At 65.9% G+C, this 16,336-nt stretch carries 17 protein-coding genes; 6 read left to right on the forward strand and 11 right to left on the reverse strand.

The genetic code is table 11. The features are described from left to right. Window positions 1–40: 40 nt before the first annotated feature. The gene (locus tag NJF35_RS03755; protein ID WP_253080289.1) at window positions 41–841 is read right to left on the reverse strand and encodes a phosphatase PAP2 family protein; all 801 of its coding nucleotides are present in this window, start codon (window positions 839–841) and stop codon (window positions 41–43) included. A 108-nt stretch (window positions 842–949) separates the two neighbouring features. Here NJF35_RS03755 and hslO point away from each other — a divergent pair, with 108 nt between their 5' ends. From hslO to NJF35_RS03770, 3 genes are all read left to right on the forward strand, one after another. Next, the gene (gene hslO / locus NJF35_RS03760; RefSeq protein ID WP_225786635.1) at window positions 950–1,852 is read left to right on the forward strand and encodes an Hsp33 family molecular chaperone HslO; all 903 of its coding nucleotides are present in this window, start codon (window positions 950–952) and stop codon (window positions 1,850–1,852) included. 179 nt (window positions 1,853–2,031) lie between these two features. Next, window positions 2,032–3,573: a phosphoenolpyruvate carboxykinase gene (locus tag NJF35_RS03765; protein ID WP_225786634.1), complete on the forward strand. Its 1,542-nt coding sequence runs from the start codon at window positions 2,032–2,034 to the stop codon at window positions 3,571–3,573. A 676-nt stretch (window positions 3,574–4,249) separates the two neighbouring features. Beyond that, entirely contained in the window at window positions 4,250–4,684 is a 435-nt protein-coding gene (locus NJF35_RS03770; protein WP_253080287.1) for an acyl-CoA thioesterase, read from the forward strand. A gap of 66 nt (window positions 4,685–4,750) precedes the next feature. Here NJF35_RS03770 and NJF35_RS03775 read toward each other — a convergent pair whose 3' ends face one another. Both NJF35_RS03775 and fdhD read right to left on the reverse strand, forming a co-directional pair. Continuing rightward, window positions 4,751–5,233 carry a glycine zipper domain-containing protein gene (locus NJF35_RS03775; RefSeq protein WP_225786632.1) on the reverse strand — a complete coding sequence of 161 codons (483 nt, stop codon included), beginning with the start codon at window positions 5,231–5,233 and terminating at the stop codon, window positions 4,751–4,753. Between the two features lie 212 nt (window positions 5,234–5,445). Beyond that, window positions 5,446–6,276, reverse strand: coding sequence for a formate dehydrogenase accessory sulfurtransferase FdhD (gene fdhD, locus NJF35_RS03780; RefSeq protein WP_253080286.1), 831 nt, complete (start codon window positions 6,274–6,276; stop codon window positions 5,446–5,448). Window positions 6,277–6,452: 176 nt separating this feature from the next. Between fdhD and lysM the strand changes: the two genes are divergently transcribed. Beyond that, complete coding sequence (gene lysM, locus NJF35_RS03785; RefSeq protein ID WP_225786630.1) at window positions 6,453–6,893, forward strand: peptidoglycan-binding protein LysM; 441 nt, start codon at window positions 6,453–6,455, stop codon at window positions 6,891–6,893. Between the two features lie 232 nt (window positions 6,894–7,125). Here lysM and yrfG read toward each other — a convergent pair whose 3' ends face one another. Further along, window positions 7,126–7,788, reverse strand: coding sequence for a GMP/IMP nucleotidase (gene yrfG / locus NJF35_RS03790; protein ID WP_253080285.1), 663 nt, complete (start codon window positions 7,786–7,788; stop codon window positions 7,126–7,128). Between the two features lie 64 nt (window positions 7,789–7,852). On the opposite strand from yrfG, the gene nudE reads away from it, so the two are divergent. Together nudE and cysQ are read left to right on the forward strand one after the other, a co-directional pair. Further along, window positions 7,853–8,419 (forward strand): ADP compounds hydrolase NudE, encoded by a 567-nt coding sequence (gene nudE / locus NJF35_RS03795; RefSeq protein ID WP_225786628.1) that lies wholly within the window; start codon window positions 7,853–7,855, stop codon window positions 8,417–8,419. After that, window positions 8,416–9,243, forward strand: coding sequence for a 3'(2'),5'-bisphosphate nucleotidase CysQ (gene cysQ, locus NJF35_RS03800; RefSeq protein WP_225786627.1), 828 nt, complete (start codon window positions 8,416–8,418; stop codon window positions 9,241–9,243). The genes nudE and cysQ overlap by 4 nt, the downstream gene beginning before the upstream one ends. Here the strand turns inward: cysQ and NJF35_RS03805 are convergent. From NJF35_RS03805 to rfbB, 7 genes are read right to left on the reverse strand one after another with little or no spacing between them, the layout of a single operon-like run. Then, window positions 9,232–9,687: a YiiD C-terminal domain-containing protein gene (locus NJF35_RS03805; RefSeq protein ID WP_225786626.1), complete on the reverse strand. Its 456-nt coding sequence runs from the start codon at window positions 9,685–9,687 to the stop codon at window positions 9,232–9,234. The two genes, cysQ and NJF35_RS03805, sit on opposite strands and share 12 nt — an antisense overlap. Then, entirely contained in the window at window positions 9,684–11,093 is a 1,410-nt protein-coding gene (locus NJF35_RS03810; protein ID WP_253080284.1) for a sigma-54-dependent transcriptional regulator, read from the reverse strand. The genes NJF35_RS03805 and NJF35_RS03810 overlap by 4 nt, the downstream gene beginning before the upstream one ends. Beyond that, on the reverse strand, window positions 11,090–12,904 hold the full coding sequence (locus NJF35_RS03815) for an ATP-binding protein (protein WP_225786624.1): 1,815 nt from the start codon (window positions 12,902–12,904) through the stop codon (window positions 11,090–11,092). The genes NJF35_RS03810 and NJF35_RS03815 overlap by 4 nt, the downstream gene beginning before the upstream one ends. Window positions 12,905–12,939: 35 nt before the next feature. After that, window positions 12,940–13,800, reverse strand: coding sequence for a dTDP-4-dehydrorhamnose reductase (gene rfbD / locus NJF35_RS03820; protein ID WP_225786623.1), 861 nt, complete (start codon window positions 13,798–13,800; stop codon window positions 12,940–12,942). Continuing rightward, entirely contained in the window at window positions 13,797–14,342 is a 546-nt protein-coding gene (gene rfbC, locus NJF35_RS03825; RefSeq protein WP_253090681.1) for a dTDP-4-dehydrorhamnose 3,5-epimerase, read from the reverse strand. The genes rfbD and rfbC overlap by 4 nt, the downstream gene beginning before the upstream one ends. Beyond that, complete coding sequence (gene rfbA, locus NJF35_RS03830; protein WP_253090682.1) at window positions 14,339–15,214, reverse strand: glucose-1-phosphate thymidylyltransferase RfbA; 876 nt, start codon at window positions 15,212–15,214, stop codon at window positions 14,339–14,341. Before rfbA ends, rfbC begins: the two co-directional genes overlap by 4 nt. After that, complete coding sequence (gene rfbB, locus NJF35_RS03835) at window positions 15,211–16,293, reverse strand: dTDP-glucose 4,6-dehydratase (protein WP_253080281.1); 1,083 nt, start codon at window positions 16,291–16,293, stop codon at window positions 15,211–15,213. Before rfbB ends, rfbA begins: the two co-directional genes overlap by 4 nt. Window positions 16,294–16,336: the final 43 nt, after the last annotated feature.

Genomic DNA, 16,336 nt, shown 5'->3' on the forward strand with positions numbered 1-16,336 from the left:
ACAGGGCTGCCTTGCAGCCCCAAAGGGCAGCCAAGCGCGATCAGCCCGCGCGTACCACGCTCAGCCGCCTCACCCACGGCAACCGGGCCAACAGCGCGAACAGCGGTGCCGTCCAGCGCAGCAGCGCCGCGCTGGCCTTGGCCGCCAGTGGCGTATGGCAGCTCCAGCCTAGCGCCAGGACCGCCATCAGCAGCCCGCCGATATAGTCGTCCTGCCCCCAATGGGCACCGGCCACCAGGCGCGGCAGCATGAACAGCACGGCCAGGCTCCAGGTCAGCAGGTGCTGCACCAGGCGACGGCTGAACAGGCTCATGAACAGCGCCCAGACCAGCAACACCGAGGCATGGTCGCCCGGGAAGCTCTTGCTGGAGCGGTCCTTCAGTTCCCAGCTGGCCTCGAGGTCGGGGTAGAAGTCGCTCAGGTGGATGGCATCGCCGAATACCATCGACGGGCTGTCATGTTGCCAGCCGGAGGCATCCACCCACTTGGAAAACAGCGCGCGAATCACCACTAAGAGGATTAGCGTGACCAGGAAGCCGAAAAAGGCCTCGCGTACCTGGCAGGCCTTGAACACCCAGTCGCCACGGATCAGCAGCGCCAGCAGGATCAGGCCGACGACGATATCGAAGGGGCGCAGGCTGCCGAGGGTCCAGATGTAGCGCCAGATGGCGTTGTCGGCCAACGGCGCGTTGAGGCTGTGGAACAGCCACTCGTCGAAAGTCAGGCACAGGATCTGGCCAAAGGGCCATAACCAGAAACACAGTAGAGCGATGGGCAGCAGGGTACAGGCTGCCAAGGGGCCCCAGGACCACCTTGCTTGGAACAGTGGTCGATTGTCCATAAGATACCTCTATTGCCAGCGGGATATGGAGCGCCTCGTGAGCGCTCTGCAACGGGACTTTCAAGTCCGTTTACACATTTTGTCATCATTTTCAGATAGCCAGAACCTATGCACGATTTGCCGGATACCGATTTCACCCAACGTTTCATCTTCGACGACCGCGATGTGCGCGGTGAGTGGGTGGCGCTCGAACGCAGCTATGCCGAGGTGCTGGCCCGTCATCCGTACCCGCAGCCTGTGGCGCTGCTGCTCGGCGAACTGATGGCCGCCGCCGCGCTGCTGGTCGGTGCGCTGAAGTTCGATGGCCTGCTGGTATTGCAGGCGCGCTCGGAAGGCCCGGTGCCGCTGCTGATGGTCGAATGCTCCAGCGACCGCGAGATCCGTGGCATGGCCCGGTACGACAGTGCGCGCATCGATGCCGACGCCGGGCTCGAGCAACTGATGCCCGAGGGCGCCCTGACCCTGACCATCGATCCGCTGCAAGGCCAGCGCTACCAGGGCATCGTCGACCTGCACGGGGCCAGCCTGTCGGAGTGTTTCACCAACTACTTCGTCCGTTCCCAGCAGCTCAACACGCGCTTCTGGCTGCATGCCGACGGCCAGCGCGCCCGGGGCCTGCTGCTGCAGCAACTGCCGGTGGACCGTGAGCGCGACGAAGAAGACCGCGAGGCCAGTTGGCAGCATGTGACCACCCTGGCGGGCACCCTCAGCGCCGAGGAAGCCCTGACCCTGGACAACGAGACCCTGTTGCACCGCCTCTACCATGAGGATGCCGTGCGCCTGTTCGACATCCAGCCGCTGCACTTTCGCTGCAGCTGCTCGCGCGAGCGTTCCGGCAATGCCCTGGTGAGCCTGGGCGAGCACGATGCACGGCAACTGGTCGAGGAATGTGGCGGCCAGGTCGAGATCGATTGCCAGTTCTGCAACCAGCGCTACTTCTTCGATGCCAGCGATGTCGCGCAATTGTTTGCCGGGGGCGGCACGGACGCACCGTCAGAAACTCGGCACTAAAACGATTCACTACAGGAAATTCTCCTGTCTAACTGCGAAAAAGCGCAGTTCTGACAGGAGGGGCCTACTTTTTTTGGGCTTTTCTGGCATAATCCGGCCACTTTTTTCGCTGTAGTAGTTTGCAACAGACCACTACAAAACGTTTGGAGCACTCGGCCTCGGGCCGGATGGGGTACCTCATGACGCAAGCCAACAACACCGTGTACACCGACCTGAGCGTCGATGAGCTGGTAAAAGAAGCGCTGTCCCGCGGTGAAGGCGAACTGGCCGATACCGGCGCGTTGGTCGTGAAAACCGGTCATCGCACCGGCCGTTCGCCAGCTGACCGTTTCATCGTCGACGAGCCCAGCACCTCCGGTGCCATCGCCTGGGGCCCGATCAACCGCAAGTTCCCTGCCGACAAGTTCGATGCCCTGTGGGCGCGCGTCGAGGCGTTCAACAACGCCCAGGAGCACTTCGTCTCCCACGTTCACGTAGGCGCTGCCGCCGAGCACTACCTGCCGGTCAAGATGGTCACCCAGACCGCCTGGCAGAACCTGTTCGGCCGTTGCCTGTTCATCAACCCGGCCCAGTACAACCCGGCCGGCCGCGAAGAGTGGCAGGTCCTCAACGTTGCCAACTTCGAGTGCGTCCCCGAGCGCGACGGCACCAACTCCGATGGCTGCGTCATCATCAACTTCGCCCAGAAGAAGGTGCTGATCGCCGGTATGCGTTACGCCGGTGAAATGAAGAAAGCCATGTTCTCGGTGCAGAACTTCCTGCTGCCGGCCGCCGACGTGCTGCCGATGCACTGCGCCGCCAACATCGGCGAAGCCGGCGACGTGACCCTGTTCTTCGGCTTGTCCGGCACCGGCAAGACCACCCTGTCGGCCGACGAGAGCCGTTACCTGATCGGTGACGACGAGCACGGCTGGGGCGAGGGCGTCGTGTTCAACATCGAAGGCGGCTGCTACGCCAAGTGCATCGACCTGTCCGAGAAGAACGAGCCGGTCATCTGGAAAGCCATCAAGCACGGTGCGGTGCTGGAAAACGTCGTCCTCGACGATGCCAAGCACGCTGACTACGCCGACGGCAGCCTGACCCAGAACAGCCGCGCGGCCTACCCGCTGGAGCACGTCGAGAAGCGTTCCGAGAAGAACCTGGGCGGCGAGCCGAACGCGGTCATCTTCCTGACCTGCGACCTGACTGGCGTTCTGCCTCCGGTGTCGATCCTCAACAACGAGCAGGCGGCCTACCACTTCCTGTCCGGCTACACCGCGCTGGTCGGCTCCACCGAAATGGGTTCGGGCGGCGGCATCAAGTCGACCTTCTCCACCTGCTTCGGCGCGCCGTTCTTCCCACGTCCGGCCGGCGAATACGCCGAACTGCTGATCAAGCGCATCAAGGGCTTCGGCTCCAAGGTCTACCTGGTCAACACCGGCTGGACCGGCGGTGGCTACGGCGTCGGCAAGCGCTTCAGCATCCCGACCACCCGTGCCGTGATCGCTGCGATCCAGAGCGGCGCCCTGGTCGGTGCCGAGACCGAGCACCTGGACATCATCAACCTGGACGTGCCGAAGGCCGTTCCGGGCGTCGAGACCGTCCTGCTCAACCCGCGCAACACCTGGGCCGACCCGGCTGCCTACGACGAGGCTGCCAAGAGCCTGGCCAAGCTGTTCATCGAGAACTTCAAGAAGTTCGAGGTTTCCGAGGCCATCCAGGCCGCCGGTCCACAGCTCTAAGCCAAGACCCACGGGGGGCCGCTTTCGCGGCCCATCGCGACACAAGGCCGCTCCCACGTTGATCTCAAGATCAGTCGTGAACCTGGAGCGGCCTTGTGGTGTTTGGGGTTACGGTTATTGCTTTATGCTTCATGGCCACTTCTGCCTAGCATGCATCATACGGATGATTTCGATACGGTCCTGAAGGGCTCGATAGACCATCACGTCATTTGGCCGAACGACAATTTCCCGTGTGCCGTCGTATCTACTCAGCTTGTAGAGCGATGGGATATGGGCGCCCGCCTCGCTTTTTCCCTGAAAGCTTCATCCAGCGCAATGGCAGCGTCGGGATTGTCTGCCGCGATGTGCTCCATTATGCGGTAGCGGTCCTTGCACGCCATACCAGGCGTGTCACTGCCGCCTGGCTCTGAGGGCTGCGCGACGTGCAGTAAACAGTCGCTCTACTTCCTCGTCATCCCTCAGTAGTGACGGGTCGTTGAGGCTGGCCTCCATGTGTTCAGCAAACCACATTGCCGCCGCGTTGGGCTGTCAGGACGTGTCCTGTTCATTGATACTGACCTGTATGGCCCAGCCGCCTGGTTGCCGAGTTTCTGTGGGAAGCGTCCCTTCCATGGAGCAAAATTGATCTATGTGATTTTCAGAAAATTTATCTCCGTGCCACTGGCCAGGACAAATCATGACCGAATCTCCCCAACACGCCGACTTCGCCCACTTCCACCCCATCCTCACCCGTGCGCAAGACAATGATCTCAACGGCCACCTCGCTGGCGCCACGGTGCACGGCTGCTTCGAAACCGCCATCCAGGCGTTTCTCATCGAGCAGGCCGAGCTGGACCTGCGGGATGGCGAGCTGGCGGCGTTCGTGGTCAGTTCGGCGGCGGATTTCTATGCGCTGCCGGGCTTCCCGGATGTACTGGAGGTGGGCTTGGGGGTGACGCGCCTGGCGGGTAGCACGGTGGAGTATCGCCTGGCGCTGTTTCGCCCGGGCGAGCCGCAGGCCTGTGCGGCGGGCACGGTGGTGCAGGTGTTCGTCGAGCGTGCCAGCGGCCGGCCGGTAGCGCTGCCCGAGGCCTTGCAGGCCACCCTGGCGGGGCTGCAGCTCAAGCGTTGAGGCCGATACGAAAAGGCCCTGCCGGTCAGGGCAGGGCCTTTAGGCAAGGCGCAGGCCTTGCGTATCTCAATGGCGCCAGTGGCGCTTGTTCTTGTGCTTGCGATGGCCGTAGTGATGGCCGCGGTCCCAGTGACGACGGCCGTCGTAGTCACGACGATAACGGCGGTCGTGACGCTCGTCGGCGTCGGCCTTGTTGCCCATGTAGTTACCCAGGGCACCGCCGGCGCCACCGCCAGCTGCGGCGCCGATCAGGCTGCCGGTATTGCCGCCGACCTGGCGGCCGATCACGTTGCCGCCCGCAGCGCCCAGCGCGCCACCGATGGCCGCTTCGCCGCGTTGGCGCTTGTCGGCCCCCACCGCACTACCGGCGGCACCGCCCAGGCCCGCGCCGATGGCCGAACCCGTGCTGCCACCGATGGACTGGCCGACCACGGAGCCGAGTACCCCACCCAGTGCGCCGCCAATGCCAGCCTCGGTGTTGCCGCCTGCCATGGCAACGCCGCTGAGCAGGCCGAAGGACAACAACAGAATCGAGGAGTACTTCTTCATCAAGAGAGCCTCATAGGGATGACGAGGCGAATTTGAGGCTCTCCGATGCGCCTGGCAACGAAAATCCGACGAGTTGCACGAGTTGTACACAATTTTCTAACTAATTGATTTTAATATGAAACTTTCTTGTTTTTCGGTTGTCTTAAGTTACTTGAGACAAAGCCCTGGCCCTTGCGGACAGGGCTTTTTTCGTTGTGCCTGCCAGGCAGTCGTCACGCGTGCGCCGCCGGGCTGAACACCCGTGGTGCGCTGTGCTTGGGTACGTGGATGAGGTTGAGGTTGTGCTGGCGGGCCCATTGCAAGGCCAGGCCGGTGGGGGCTGAAAGGCTGACCAGGGTCTGGATGCCGGCGCGCAGGACTTTCTGGATCAGCTCCAGGCTGCAGCGGCTGGTGACGACGGCCAGGCCGCCCCGGGTATCGATGCCCTGGCGCAGCAGGGCGCCGATCAGCTTGTCCAGGGCGTTGTGCCGGCCGATGTCTTCGCGGCCGAGCAGCAATTCGCCGTGGCGGTCCATGAACAGCGCTGCATGCACGGCGCCGCAGTGCTGGCCCAAGGGCTGGAAGGCGTCGATGCGCTCGCGCAGCCCGGCCAACCATTGGGCAGGTGGCAGTGGCGCGCCAGGCAGTTCGGCAAGCTCAGGCAGCGCCTGCTCCAGGGCCTCGACCCCGCACAGGCCGCAGCCGCTGGTGCCGGCCAACTGGCGGCGCTGGTTCTTCAGGTTCCAGAAGGCCCGGCTGGAGATCTCCAGGTCGGCGTACAGCGCCGAGCCACTGCCGGAGAGCTTCACGTCGTAGATTTCCTCGGTGCCAGCAACGATGCCGCTGCCGACGCTGAAGCCAACGGCGAAGTCTTCCAGGTCGGTGGGGCTGACCAGCATCACTGCCTGGTTCAGGCCGTTGTAGGCGATGGCCAGGGCGACTTCCTCGGCGAGCGGGGTGCTGTCGCGCGCCTCGTCGGTGAGCTGTCGGTAGTCGTAGGTATTGCTGGCGGCAGGCAGCGACAGCGATGTGGACGCCGCACAGACCGGAGGTTTGCTGTTCATCGGGGCGGGTTACCGGCGGCTTTGTTTACCCGCCCAAGCCTAAGCCGGTGGGCGGGTGGCGTCCAGTCGCTAGGGTCTATGTGGTGATAAAGCGCGTCGATGGGGCGCCGGGCAGCGGGGTGGACGATCCTGGCCTAGACTCCTGCTTCCGAGTATTCATCATCAAGGAGAGCGACATGAGCCTGTTCAGTTTCGTGAAGGAAGCCGGAGAGAAGTTGATCGACCTGCTGACCCCCGGCAACGCCAATGCCGAGGAGCAGCTCAAGAAGCACGTCGAGAGCGTTGGCTTGGGCAACCCGAATATCTCTGCCACGGTGGAGGGCGACAAGGTCATCCTCAAGGGCGAGGTCGCCAGCCAGGAGGAAAAGGAGAAGCTCATCCTCGCCGCCGGCAATATCGATGGCGTGGCCACGGTCGAAGACCAGATCACCGTCACCGGGCCGGTGGCTCAGGCGGCGCGTTTCGTCACGGTGAAGAAGGGGGATACCCTCAGTGCCATCGCCAAGGCCGAGTACGGCGATGCCAACCAGTACAACAAGATCTTCGAGGCCAACAAGCCGATGCTCAAGCATCCGGACAAGATCTATCCGGGGCAGGTGTTGCGCATTCCTGAGTGATACGGCGTTGGGGGCCGTGCCGGCCTGTTCGCGGCGGTTCGGTGCCCCGACGAGCCTGCTTCCATAGACTTTGAATCAAGTGGCATTGGGGCTGCGTTGCAGCCCATCGCCGGCAAGCCAGCTCCCACAGGGGCCATGGGGCGTTCACAAGTCTGTGTCATGTCCAGAACAGTGGGAGCCGGCTTGCCGGCGATGGGGCACGCAGCGGCTCCAGAAAGCCTTGGGGCAGTTTTCAAAGGCCTACCAGCAACGCCCGATAATCCTCGACCGCCGCGAACTCCTGGGTATCCCTCGGCTCGCCGCGACTGTCCGGCTGGCGCACCGCCAGCAGATGCCCGACCCCGAACCGCCGCGCACTGCGCAGGATCGCCAGGGTGTCGTCGATGAACAGGCTGCGCCCCGGCTCGAAGCCGATGTCCGCCCGCAGCGCATCCCAGAACTGGGCGTTCTCCTTGGGGTAGCCGTAGTCATGCGAGCTGATCAGCCGCTCGAAGTACGGTGCCAGTTCCACCCGCTCCAGCTTCAGCGACAGCGAGTCGCGATGGGCATTGGTGATCAGCACCACGCGCTTGCCGGCCCGGCGCAGGGCGGCGAGGAAGGTGTCGGCGTCCGGGCGCAGGGCGATCAGGTCGGCGATCTCCTGCTTGAGCTCACGGATCGGCAAGCGCAGCTCGCGGCTCCAGAAATCCAGGCAGTACCAGTTCAGGGTGCCGGCGTTGCGCTCGAACAGCGGCTGCAGCTCCATTTCCGCCATGGCCCGGCTCACGCCATGCAGCTCGGCGTAGCGCTGGGGCAGGTGTTCCAGCCAGAAGCGGTTGTCGTAATGCAGGTCGAGCAGGGTGCCATCCATGTCCAGCAGGACGGTATCGATGGCGGACCAGGGAAGAACGGGCATGGGAAATTCTCGATCAGTCGGCAAGCCACGGTATAGTAACCCGTTCACGCCAAGGAGCCGCCCCATGCGCCAGAAACCCACCGTCCTCAGCCGCGAGATCGTCGCCAGCAGTCGCCTGTTCCGGGTCGAAGCCGTACAGTTGCGCTTCGCCAACGGCACCGAGCGGACCTACGAGCGCCTGGTCGGGCGCGGCAATGGCTACGGTGCGGTGATGGTGGTGGCCATGCTCGACGCCGAGCATGCAGTGTTGGTGGAGGAATACTGCGGCGGCACCGACGAATACGAGTTGTCCCTGCCCAAGGGCCTGATCGAGCCGGGCGAGGACGTGCTGGCAGCGGCCAACCGCGAACTCAAGGAAGAAGCCGGCTTCGGTGCGCGCCAGTTGGAGCACCTGACCGAACTCTCCCTGTCGCCTGGCTACATGAGCCAGAAGATCCAGGTGGTGCTGGCCACCGACCTCTACGAGGAGCGCCTGGAAGGCGACGAGCCCGAGCCGATGCGGGTCGACAAGGTCAGCCTGCGTGAACTGTCGGCCCTGGCCATGCACCCGCAGTTCTCCGAAGGCCGTGCCCTGGCGGCGCTGTACCTGGCTCGTGACCTGCTGGCCCAGCGGGGGCTGCTCGAGGTATGAACGACCAACAGCTGATGCACGAGGTGGCCAGGCTGGCAGGCCTGGCCGGCAAGGCCATCTTGCCGTTCTGGCGTGCTGGCGTCGCGGTGACCACCAAGGCCGACGACTCGCCGGTGACCGCCGCCGACCTGGCCGCCCACCGGGTCATCGTCGAGGGCTTGCAAGCCCTGGCGCCGCAGATCCCGGTGCTGTCCGAGGAGGACTGCGACATCCCCCTGGCCGAGCGCCAGGCCTGGCAGCGCTGGTGGCTGGTGGACCCGCTGGACGGCACCAAGGAGTTCATCGCCGGCAGCGAGGAATTCACCGTCAACATCGCCTTGATCGAGGCCGGCGAGGTGGTGTTCGGCGTGGTCGCCATGCCGACCAACGGGCGCTGTTATTTCGGCGGTCGCCGCTTGGGTGCCTGGCGCGCCGAAGCGGGGGCGCAGGCCGAGCCGATCCAGGTGCGCAGCGCCCCACCTGCCGGGGGGCGCTTCACCGTGGTCGCCAGCCGGCGCCACTCCAGCCCGCAGCAGGAAGCCCTGCTGGCCGGCCTGGGCAGCGCCGTGGGTGAACTGGCGCTGGCCAATATCGGCAGTTCGCTGAAGTTCTGCCTGTTGGCCGAAGGCGCCGCCGATTGCTACCCGCGCCTGGCGCCGACCTCCCAGTGGGACACCGCCGCTGCCCAGGGCGTGCTCGAAGGCGCCGGCGGCGAGGTGATCGGCCTGGATGGCCAACCGTTCCTCTATCCGCCGCGCGAATCGCTGCTCAACCCATTCTTCCTGGCCTTGCCCGGCGCCGCCGACTGGCGCCAGGCGCTGCTGCAACTCGCCTCAGCGATGTAGCACGTACTGCCCGCTGAAGGTCACGGCGGGCGCGTCGCTGCCGGTATTGCTGACCACGGTGTCCAAGGTCAGGCGTGCCCGGCCGCGGCGCTGGTACAGCGCCACGAAGCGTTCCCAGGTCTTGTCGTCCGGCGCCTCGCAGCGCGCCACGGCGGTGCCTGTGACCGGTAGCGGGTAGTTGATCCGGCCCTCTTGGATGACGATATGACCATCGTCGATGCCCAGTTCGCGCAGGCGCAGGTGCAGCCAGCCCCAGCCCACCAGCACCGCGGCGCAGTACAGGCTGCCGCCGAACATGGTGCTCTTGTGGTTGACGTTGGCGGCCAGGGGCAATTGCAGGCGCAGGCATTGCTGTTGCCAGTCGATGACCTCCAGGCCCATCTGCCGGGTCAGGGGAATGTCGCTGTGCAGTACGGATTGCAGATACTGGCTGTCGGTGGTCATGGGCGGTTGTCCTCCTGGTCGTCGTGCCCGCTGCTGCTGCCTTCGAAACTCAGGCCGTGCTTGCGCAGCTTGTCGTGCAGGGTCTTGCGTGGGATGCCGAGGGCCTCGGCGAGGCTGCGCATGGAGCTGTGTGGCTGGGCCAGCTCGGCGGCGATCAACGAACGCTCGAACTGCTCGACCTGTTCGCTGAGGTTGCCGCCGGGCACCGGCGCCGGTGCACTGGGGCTGGCCGGCGCCTGGCCGTCGAGGGCCAGCTCCAGGCCCAGGGCGAAGCGCTCGGCAGCGTTCTGCAGCTCGCGCACGTTACCCGGCCAGTCATGGCGCAGGAGCATGACCCGCTGGGCCGGTTGCAGGCTATTGGGCGAAAGGCCATGGCGCTGGCTGGCCGCGTCGGCGAAGTGCTGGAACAGCACCAGGATGTCGTCGCCGCGCTCGCGCAGCGGCGGGATGCGCAGCGGCGCCACGTTCAGGCGGTAGTACAGGTCGGCGCGGAAGCGCCCCTGGTCGGCGGCCTGGCGCAGGTCTTCCTTGGTCGCGGCGATGACGCGGATGTCCAGAGGGATCTGCTGGTTGCCGCCCAGGCGTTCCACCACCCGCTCTTGCAGCAGGCGCAACAGCTTGACCTGCACGTCCAGGCTCATGCTCTCGATCTCGTCGAGGAACAGGGTGCCGCCATTGGCGAACTCGAACTTGCCGATGCGCCGTTTCTGGGCACCGGTGAAGGCCCCCGGCTCATGGCCGAACAGCTCGCTCTCGACCACCGACTCGGCCAGGGCCCCGGCGTTGATCGCCACGAACGGGCCGTCGCGGCGGCTGGACAGGTCGTGCAGGGCGCGCGCCACCACCTCCTTGCCGGCGCCGGTCTCGCCGAGGATCAGCACATCGGCGCGGGTGCCGGCCAGGGCGCCGATCTGTTCGCGCAGGCGTTGCATGGCCGGCGACTGGCCGACCAGACGCGCGGCCAGTTGCTGACGGTCGCTCAGGGCCAGGCGCAGGCTGCGGTTGTCCAGCACCAGGCGGCGCAGGGCCAGGGCACGGCGCACGCTGTCGAGCAGGGCATCGCTGGCGAAGGGTTTTTCCAGGAAATCGTAGGCCCCGGCGCGCATGGCCTGCACCGCCAGGGGCACGTCGCCGTGGCCGGTGATCAGCAGCACCGGCAGCTCGTTGTCGCGGCCCTGTACTTGCTCCAGCAGTTGCAGGCCGTCGATGCCCGGCATGCGGATATCGCTGACCACCACGCCAGGCCAGTCGGCCTCGATGCGCTCGGCCAGGCCATGGGCGTCGGGCAGGGAGACGACCTTGAGCCCGGCCAGGTCCAGGGTCTGGCTCAGGGCCTGGCGCAGGTGCGGGTCGTCGTCCACCAGGATGACCTGGGCGCGGCTGTCGATCAGTGTCTCGGGGCTCATGCCGAGGGGTCCTCCGAAGGTTGCAGGTTGGCGCCGGGCTTGGCCACGCGCAGTTGCAGGGTCAGCAGGGCACCCCCTTCGGGGTGGTTGCCCAGCAGCAGCTCACCGCCGAGGGCGTGCATCAGGCTTTCGCAGATGGCCAGGCCCAGCCCCAGGCCCTGGGTCCGGGTCTTGGTGGTGAAGAACGGCTCCTTGGCATGTTCCAAGGCCTGGCGGCTGAAGCCAGGGCCATTGTCGCGGATGTACAGGTAGACGTAGCCGTCGCGCTTTTCGGCACTGAGCCACAGCTTGCGCGGGTTGGCCTTCTCGGTCAGCGCGTCGAGGGCGTTGGCCAGCAGGTTGCCGAGTACCTGGCGCAGGCGCGTCTCGCCTGCCTGGACCCACAGCGTGGCATCCGGCAGGTCGCGGACCAGCTCCACGGCCATGGCACGGCGGCGCTTGGCCAGCAGCGCCAGGGCGTCGTCCAGCGCCGGCTGCAGGGCCACGCTCTCTGGAGCATGCTGGTCGCGGCGGGCGAAGGCGCGCAGGTGGGCGATGATCGAAGCCATGCGCCCGGTCAGTTCGCCGATCAGCTTGAGGTTGCCGCGGGCGTCCTCGGTGCGCTCGTGGTCGAGGAGGATCTCGGCGTTCTCGGCGTAGCTGCGGATCGCCGCCAGCGGTTGATTGAGCTCATGGCTGATGCTCGCCGACATGGTGCCGAGCACCGACAGCTTGCCGGCCTGGACCAGCTCGTCCTGGGCGCGCACCAGCTCCTGCTGGGCCTGCTCGCGTTCCAGCACTTCCGTTTTCAGGCGGGCGTTCAGCCCTTCGAGGTCGGCGGTGCGCTCCATCACGCGCTTTTCCAGCTCCTGGCGCCCGCGCGCCTCGAAGCCGATGCGGTCGATGTAGTGGCGCCGCCGCTGCATCACCAGGCCGGCCAGCAGCATCAGTACCAGCAGGGTGCCAGCGCCGATGGCCATGACCGTCTGCACCGAGCGATCCACCAGCATGCGGGGGGCGAGGATACTGACCTTCCAGCCGGTCTCCTGGATGTCGCGGCTCTGCACCAGCCAGGCCGAGGGGTTGAGGTTGAGCGGCTGCGGGGCCTGGGTCGGGTAGGGCTGGATGGCGATCATCGCCTCGCGCTCGGCCTCGGTCAGCTCGCGGGTGGCCCGGAAACGCCAGTCGGGGCGAGAGGTCAGCACGACCACGCCGTTCTGGTCGGTGAGCAGCAATTGTTCGGGGGTACGCCCCCACAAGGTCTCGGTGTGGTCCAGGTCGACCTTGACCACCAGCACGCCGACCACCCGCTCGCGCTCGTGCACGGCCGCGGCGAAGAAATACCCCCGCTTGCCCGAGGTGGTGCCTTGGCCGAAGAAACGCCCCAGGCGCCCCTCCATGGCTTCGATGAAGTAGGGACGGAAGGCGAAGTTGCGACCGACGAAGCTGTCGTGCTTGTCCCAGTTGGAGGCGGCCAGGGTATTGCCGCTGATATCCATCAGGTACATCACCTCGGCGCCGGTCTGCTCGACGATGCTCTTGAGCAGGCGGTTGGCGTTGGTCACCGCCTCGGTCTTGAACGGGTCGGCCAGCACCCCGCGCAGGGCCGGCAGGTCGCCGAGAATCTGCGGCAGGGTCTCGTAGCGGTGCAGGGTGCCGAGCAGGTTGGCGACGTAGAGGTCGAGGGTCTGGCGGTTCTGCGAGGCCAGTTCGTCCTGGTAGTAGCGTTCGGCAAGATGGTGCAGTGGCCAGAGCAGCGGGGCCAGGCACAGGGCCAGCAGGGCAAGGCTGCGCCAGCGTGGGCGGCGGGGAGGCGTGGAAATCGAAGTCATGGTGATGCGCCAGAAGGATCTGGCGCAATTATGCGCTACTTGAGGCAGTCGATCAGCGCCTGGCGCCAGTGCGGCTGGCTGACCTGCCATTCACGGGCCAGGCGCGAGCAGTCCAGGCGCGAATTGCGTGGGCGGCGTGCCGGGGTCGGGTATTCGCTGGAAGGGATCGGCAGCAGCTCGGCGCAGGGTAGCCCCTGGGCGCGCAGGTGTTCGCCGATGGCCTGGGCGAAGCCGAACCAGGAGGTCTCGCCCTGGGCGGTCAGGTGGTAGGTGCCCCAGGCGCCGGGCTGGCCGGCCTGCCAGCGCTCGATGAGGGCGCGGGTGCTGGCGGCGATGGTGGCGGTCCAGGTCGGTGCGCCGATCTGGTCGTCCACCACGCGCAATTGCGGCCGCTCCTGCAGCAGGCGCTGCATGGTCAGCAGGAAGTTGCGCCCGTGCAGCGAGTAGACCCAACTGGTGCGCAGGATCAGGTGCTCGCCCACGACCGCGGCGATGGCCTGCTCACCGGCCAGCTTGCTGCACCCATAGACACTCAATGGATGGGGCGTGTCCTGTTCGGTGTAGGGGCTGGGCTTGCTGCCATCGAAGACGTAGTCGGTGGAGTAGTGGATCAACGGCACGCCCAGGCGCGCGGCTTCCTCGGCCAGTACCCGTGGGCCTTCGGCGTTGATGGCGAAAGCCCGTTGCGCGTCCTGTTCGGCCTGGTCCACTGCCGTATAGGCCGCGGCGTTGACGATCAGGTCGGGGGCGAGCTGGCGTAGCGGTTCGCGCAGCGCCTCGGGGTGGGCCAGATCGAGTTGCTCGCGGCCGAGCAGGTGCAGTTCGCCCAAGCCCGCCAGTGCGCCTTGCAGCGCCTGGGCGAGCTGGCCGTTGCGGCCGCACACGAGGATCTTCATGGAAACAGCTGCGCCTCGGCCAGCGATACGCCGGCCTGGTCCTTGGCCGACAGCTGCGGCGGGCCTGGCACGGCCCAGTCGATGGCCAGGTCCGGGTCGTCCCAGCGGATGCAACGCTCGGCGGCGGGGTTGTAGTAGTCGGTGGTCTTGTACAGGAACTCGGCCGATTCGCTCAGGACCACGAAGCCATGGGCGAACCCCGGCGGGATCCACAGTTGGCGATGGTTGTCGGCCGACAGGCGCACCGCCACCCAGCGGCCAAAGGTCGGCGAGCTGCGGCGGATGTCCACTGCCACGTCCAGCACCTCGCCCTGGACCACGCGGACCAGCTTGCCCTGGGGGTTCTGCACCTGGTAGTGCAGGCCGCGCAGTACGCCGTGCTGGGAGCGGGAGTGATTGTCCTGGACGAAGTCGACGGTGACGCCGGTCTGCGCCGCGAATGCACGGGCATTGAAGCTTTCGAAGAAGAACCCCCGGCTGTCGCCGAACACCTTGGGCTCGATGATCAGCACGTCGGGGATCTGCGTGGCGATGACGTTCATGGGTACTCTTCCGCCAGCTTGCCCAGGTACTGGCCATAGCCGGTCTTCTTCAGTTCATGGGCCTTGGCCAGCAGTTGCTCGCGGCTGATCCAGCCCTTCTGGAAGGCGATTTCCTCGAGGCAGGCCACCTTCAGGCCCTGGCGATGCTCGATGGTCTGCACGTACTGCGAGGCCTCCAGCAGGCTGTCGTGGGTACCGGTGTCGAGCCAGGCGAAGCCACGACCGAACCGCTCCACGCGCAGGTCGCCACGCTTGAGGTAGGCGTTGGTGACATCGGTGATCTCCAGTTCGCCTCGGGCTGACGGGCGGATGCCCTTGGCGATCTCGATCACATCGTTGTCGTAGAAGTACAGGCCGGTCACGGCATAGCTGGAGCGGGGCGCGATGGGTTTTTCCTCGATGGACAGGGCGCGGCCCTGGTCGTCGAACTCGACCACGCCGAAACGCTCCGGGTCCTTGACCCAGTAGCCGAACACCGTGGCGCCGGAAGGTTGGTTCACCGCGCGCAGCAACTGCTCGCTGAAGCCCTGGCCGTGGAAGATGTTGTCGCCGAGGATCAGGCACACCGGGTCGTTGCCGATGAACTGCTCGCCGATCAGGAAGGACTGGGCCAGGCCGTCGGGCGAGGGCTGCTCGGCGTAGCTCAGGGCGATGCCGAACTGGCTGCCGTCGCCGAACAGCTGGCGGTACTGCGGCAGGTCCTGGGGCGTGGAGATCAGCAGGATGTCGCGGATGCCCGCGAGCATCAGCACCGAGATCGGGTAGTAGATCATCGGTTTGTCGTAGATCGGCAGCAGCTGCTTGGAGACGCCGAGGGTGATGGGGTGCAGGCGGGTGCCGGAGCCGCCTGCCAGGACGATGCCCTTGGTCATGCGATCAGGTCCTTGAAGTCGGTATTGCCCAGGCGCTCGCCCTGGTAGCTGCCATCTTGGACGTGCTGGCACCATTGGCGGTTGTCCAGGTACCACTGCACGGTCTTGCGCAGGCCGCTGTCGAAGGTTTCTTGCGGCACCCAGCCCAGCTCCCGCTCGATCTTGCCGGCGTCGATGGCGTAGCGCAGGTCATGGCCGGGGCGGTCCTGGACGAAGGTGATCAGGTCGGCGTAGTGGGTGACGCCGGCTGGGCGCTGGGGCGCCAGCTCTTCGAGCAGGGCGCAGATGGCGCGTACCACGTCGATGTTCTTCTGCTCGTTGTGGCCGCCGATGTTGTAGGTCTCGCCGACCTGTCCTTCGCTCACGACCTTGAGCAGGGCGCGGGCATGGTCCTCGACGAACAACCAGTCACGCACCTGCTGGCCATCGCCATACACCGGCAACGGCTTACCGGCCAGGGCATTGAGGATCATCAGCGGGATTAGCTTCTCGGGGAAGTGGAACGGGCCGTAGTTGTTCGAGCAGTTGCTGATCAGCACCGGCAGGCCGTAGGTGCGATGCCAGGCACGGACCAGGTGGTCGGAGGCTGCCTTGCTGGCCGAGTAGGGCGAGCTGGGCGCGTAGGGCGTGGACTCGGTGAAGAGGTCGTCGGCGCCATGCAGGTCGCCATAGACCTCGTCGGTGGAAATGTGGTGGAAGCGCAGCGCGCTGCGCTGTTCGGCCGGCAGCCGGCTCCACCAGGCGCGCGTGACCTCCAGCAGGGCATAGGTGCCGACGATGTTGGTCTGGATGAACGCCGCCGGGCCGTCGATGGAGCGATCCACGTGGGACTCGGCCGCCAGGTGCATGATCGCCTGGGGTTCGAAGCGCGCCAGCAAGGCGCTGACGGTGGCCTGGTCGGCGATGTCGGCCTGGACGAACTCGTAGCGGGTATTCGTGGCGATGCTGCGCAGGGACTCGAGGTTGCCGGCGTAGGTGAGCTTGTCGAGGTTCAGCACCTCATGCTCGGTGTGGTCGATCAAGTGGCGGATCAGGGCCGAGCCGATGAAGCCGGCGCCACCCGTGACGAGAATGCGCATCTCAAACTGCCTCTGGAAAAGCGGGTTCAGGTCCCCTGGAAAC

The sequence above is a fragment of the Pseudomonas guariconensis genome (assembly GCF_024127895.1).
Lineage (GTDB): Bacteria > Pseudomonadota > Gammaproteobacteria > Pseudomonadales > Pseudomonadaceae > Aquipseudomonas > Aquipseudomonas guariconensis_B.

What these genes read in the sequence shown, in the direction of transcription:
- NJF35_RS03755 (WP_253080289.1), bottom strand. Translation starts at nt 841, where the DNA reads ATGGACAATCGACCACTGTTCCAAGCAAGGTGGTCCTGGGGCCCCTTG.
- hslO (WP_225786635.1), top strand. Translation starts at nt 950, where the DNA reads ATGCACGATTTGCCGGATACCGATTTCACCCAACGTTTCATCTTCGAC.
- NJF35_RS03765 (WP_225786634.1), top strand. Translation starts at nt 2,032, where the DNA reads ATGACGCAAGCCAACAACACCGTGTACACCGACCTGAGCGTCGATGAG.
- NJF35_RS03770 (WP_253080287.1), top strand. Translation starts at nt 4,250, where the DNA reads ATGACCGAATCTCCCCAACACGCCGACTTCGCCCACTTCCACCCCATC.
- NJF35_RS03775 (WP_225786632.1), bottom strand. Translation starts at nt 5,233, where the DNA reads ATGAAGAAGTACTCCTCGATTCTGTTGTTGTCCTTCGGCCTGCTCAGC.
- fdhD (WP_253080286.1), bottom strand. Translation starts at nt 6,276, where the DNA reads ATGAACAGCAAACCTCCGGTCTGTGCGGCGTCCACATCGCTGTCGCTG.
- lysM (WP_225786630.1), top strand. Translation starts at nt 6,453, where the DNA reads ATGAGCCTGTTCAGTTTCGTGAAGGAAGCCGGAGAGAAGTTGATCGAC.
- yrfG (WP_253080285.1), bottom strand. Translation starts at nt 7,788, where the DNA reads ATGCCCGTTCTTCCCTGGTCCGCCATCGATACCGTCCTGCTGGACATG.
- nudE (WP_225786628.1), top strand. Translation starts at nt 7,853, where the DNA reads ATGCGCCAGAAACCCACCGTCCTCAGCCGCGAGATCGTCGCCAGCAGT.
- cysQ (WP_225786627.1), top strand. Translation starts at nt 8,416, where the DNA reads ATGAACGACCAACAGCTGATGCACGAGGTGGCCAGGCTGGCAGGCCTG.
- NJF35_RS03805 (WP_225786626.1), bottom strand. Translation starts at nt 9,687, where the DNA reads ATGACCACCGACAGCCAGTATCTGCAATCCGTACTGCACAGCGACATT.
- NJF35_RS03810 (WP_253080284.1), bottom strand. Translation starts at nt 11,093, where the DNA reads ATGAGCCCCGAGACACTGATCGACAGCCGCGCCCAGGTCATCCTGGTG.
- NJF35_RS03815 (WP_225786624.1), bottom strand. Translation starts at nt 12,904, where the DNA reads ATGACTTCGATTTCCACGCCTCCCCGCCGCCCACGCTGGCGCAGCCTT.
- rfbD (WP_225786623.1), bottom strand. Translation starts at nt 13,800, where the DNA reads ATGAAGATCCTCGTGTGCGGCCGCAACGGCCAGCTCGCCCAGGCGCTG.
- rfbC (WP_253090681.1), bottom strand. Translation starts at nt 14,342, where the DNA reads ATGAACGTCATCGCCACGCAGATCCCCGACGTGCTGATCATCGAGCCC.
- rfbA (WP_253090682.1), bottom strand. Translation starts at nt 15,214, where the DNA reads ATGACCAAGGGCATCGTCCTGGCAGGCGGCTCCGGCACCCGCCTGCAC.
- rfbB (WP_253080281.1), bottom strand. Translation starts at nt 16,293, where the DNA reads ATGCGCATTCTCGTCACGGGTGGCGCCGGCTTCATCGGCTCGGCCCTG.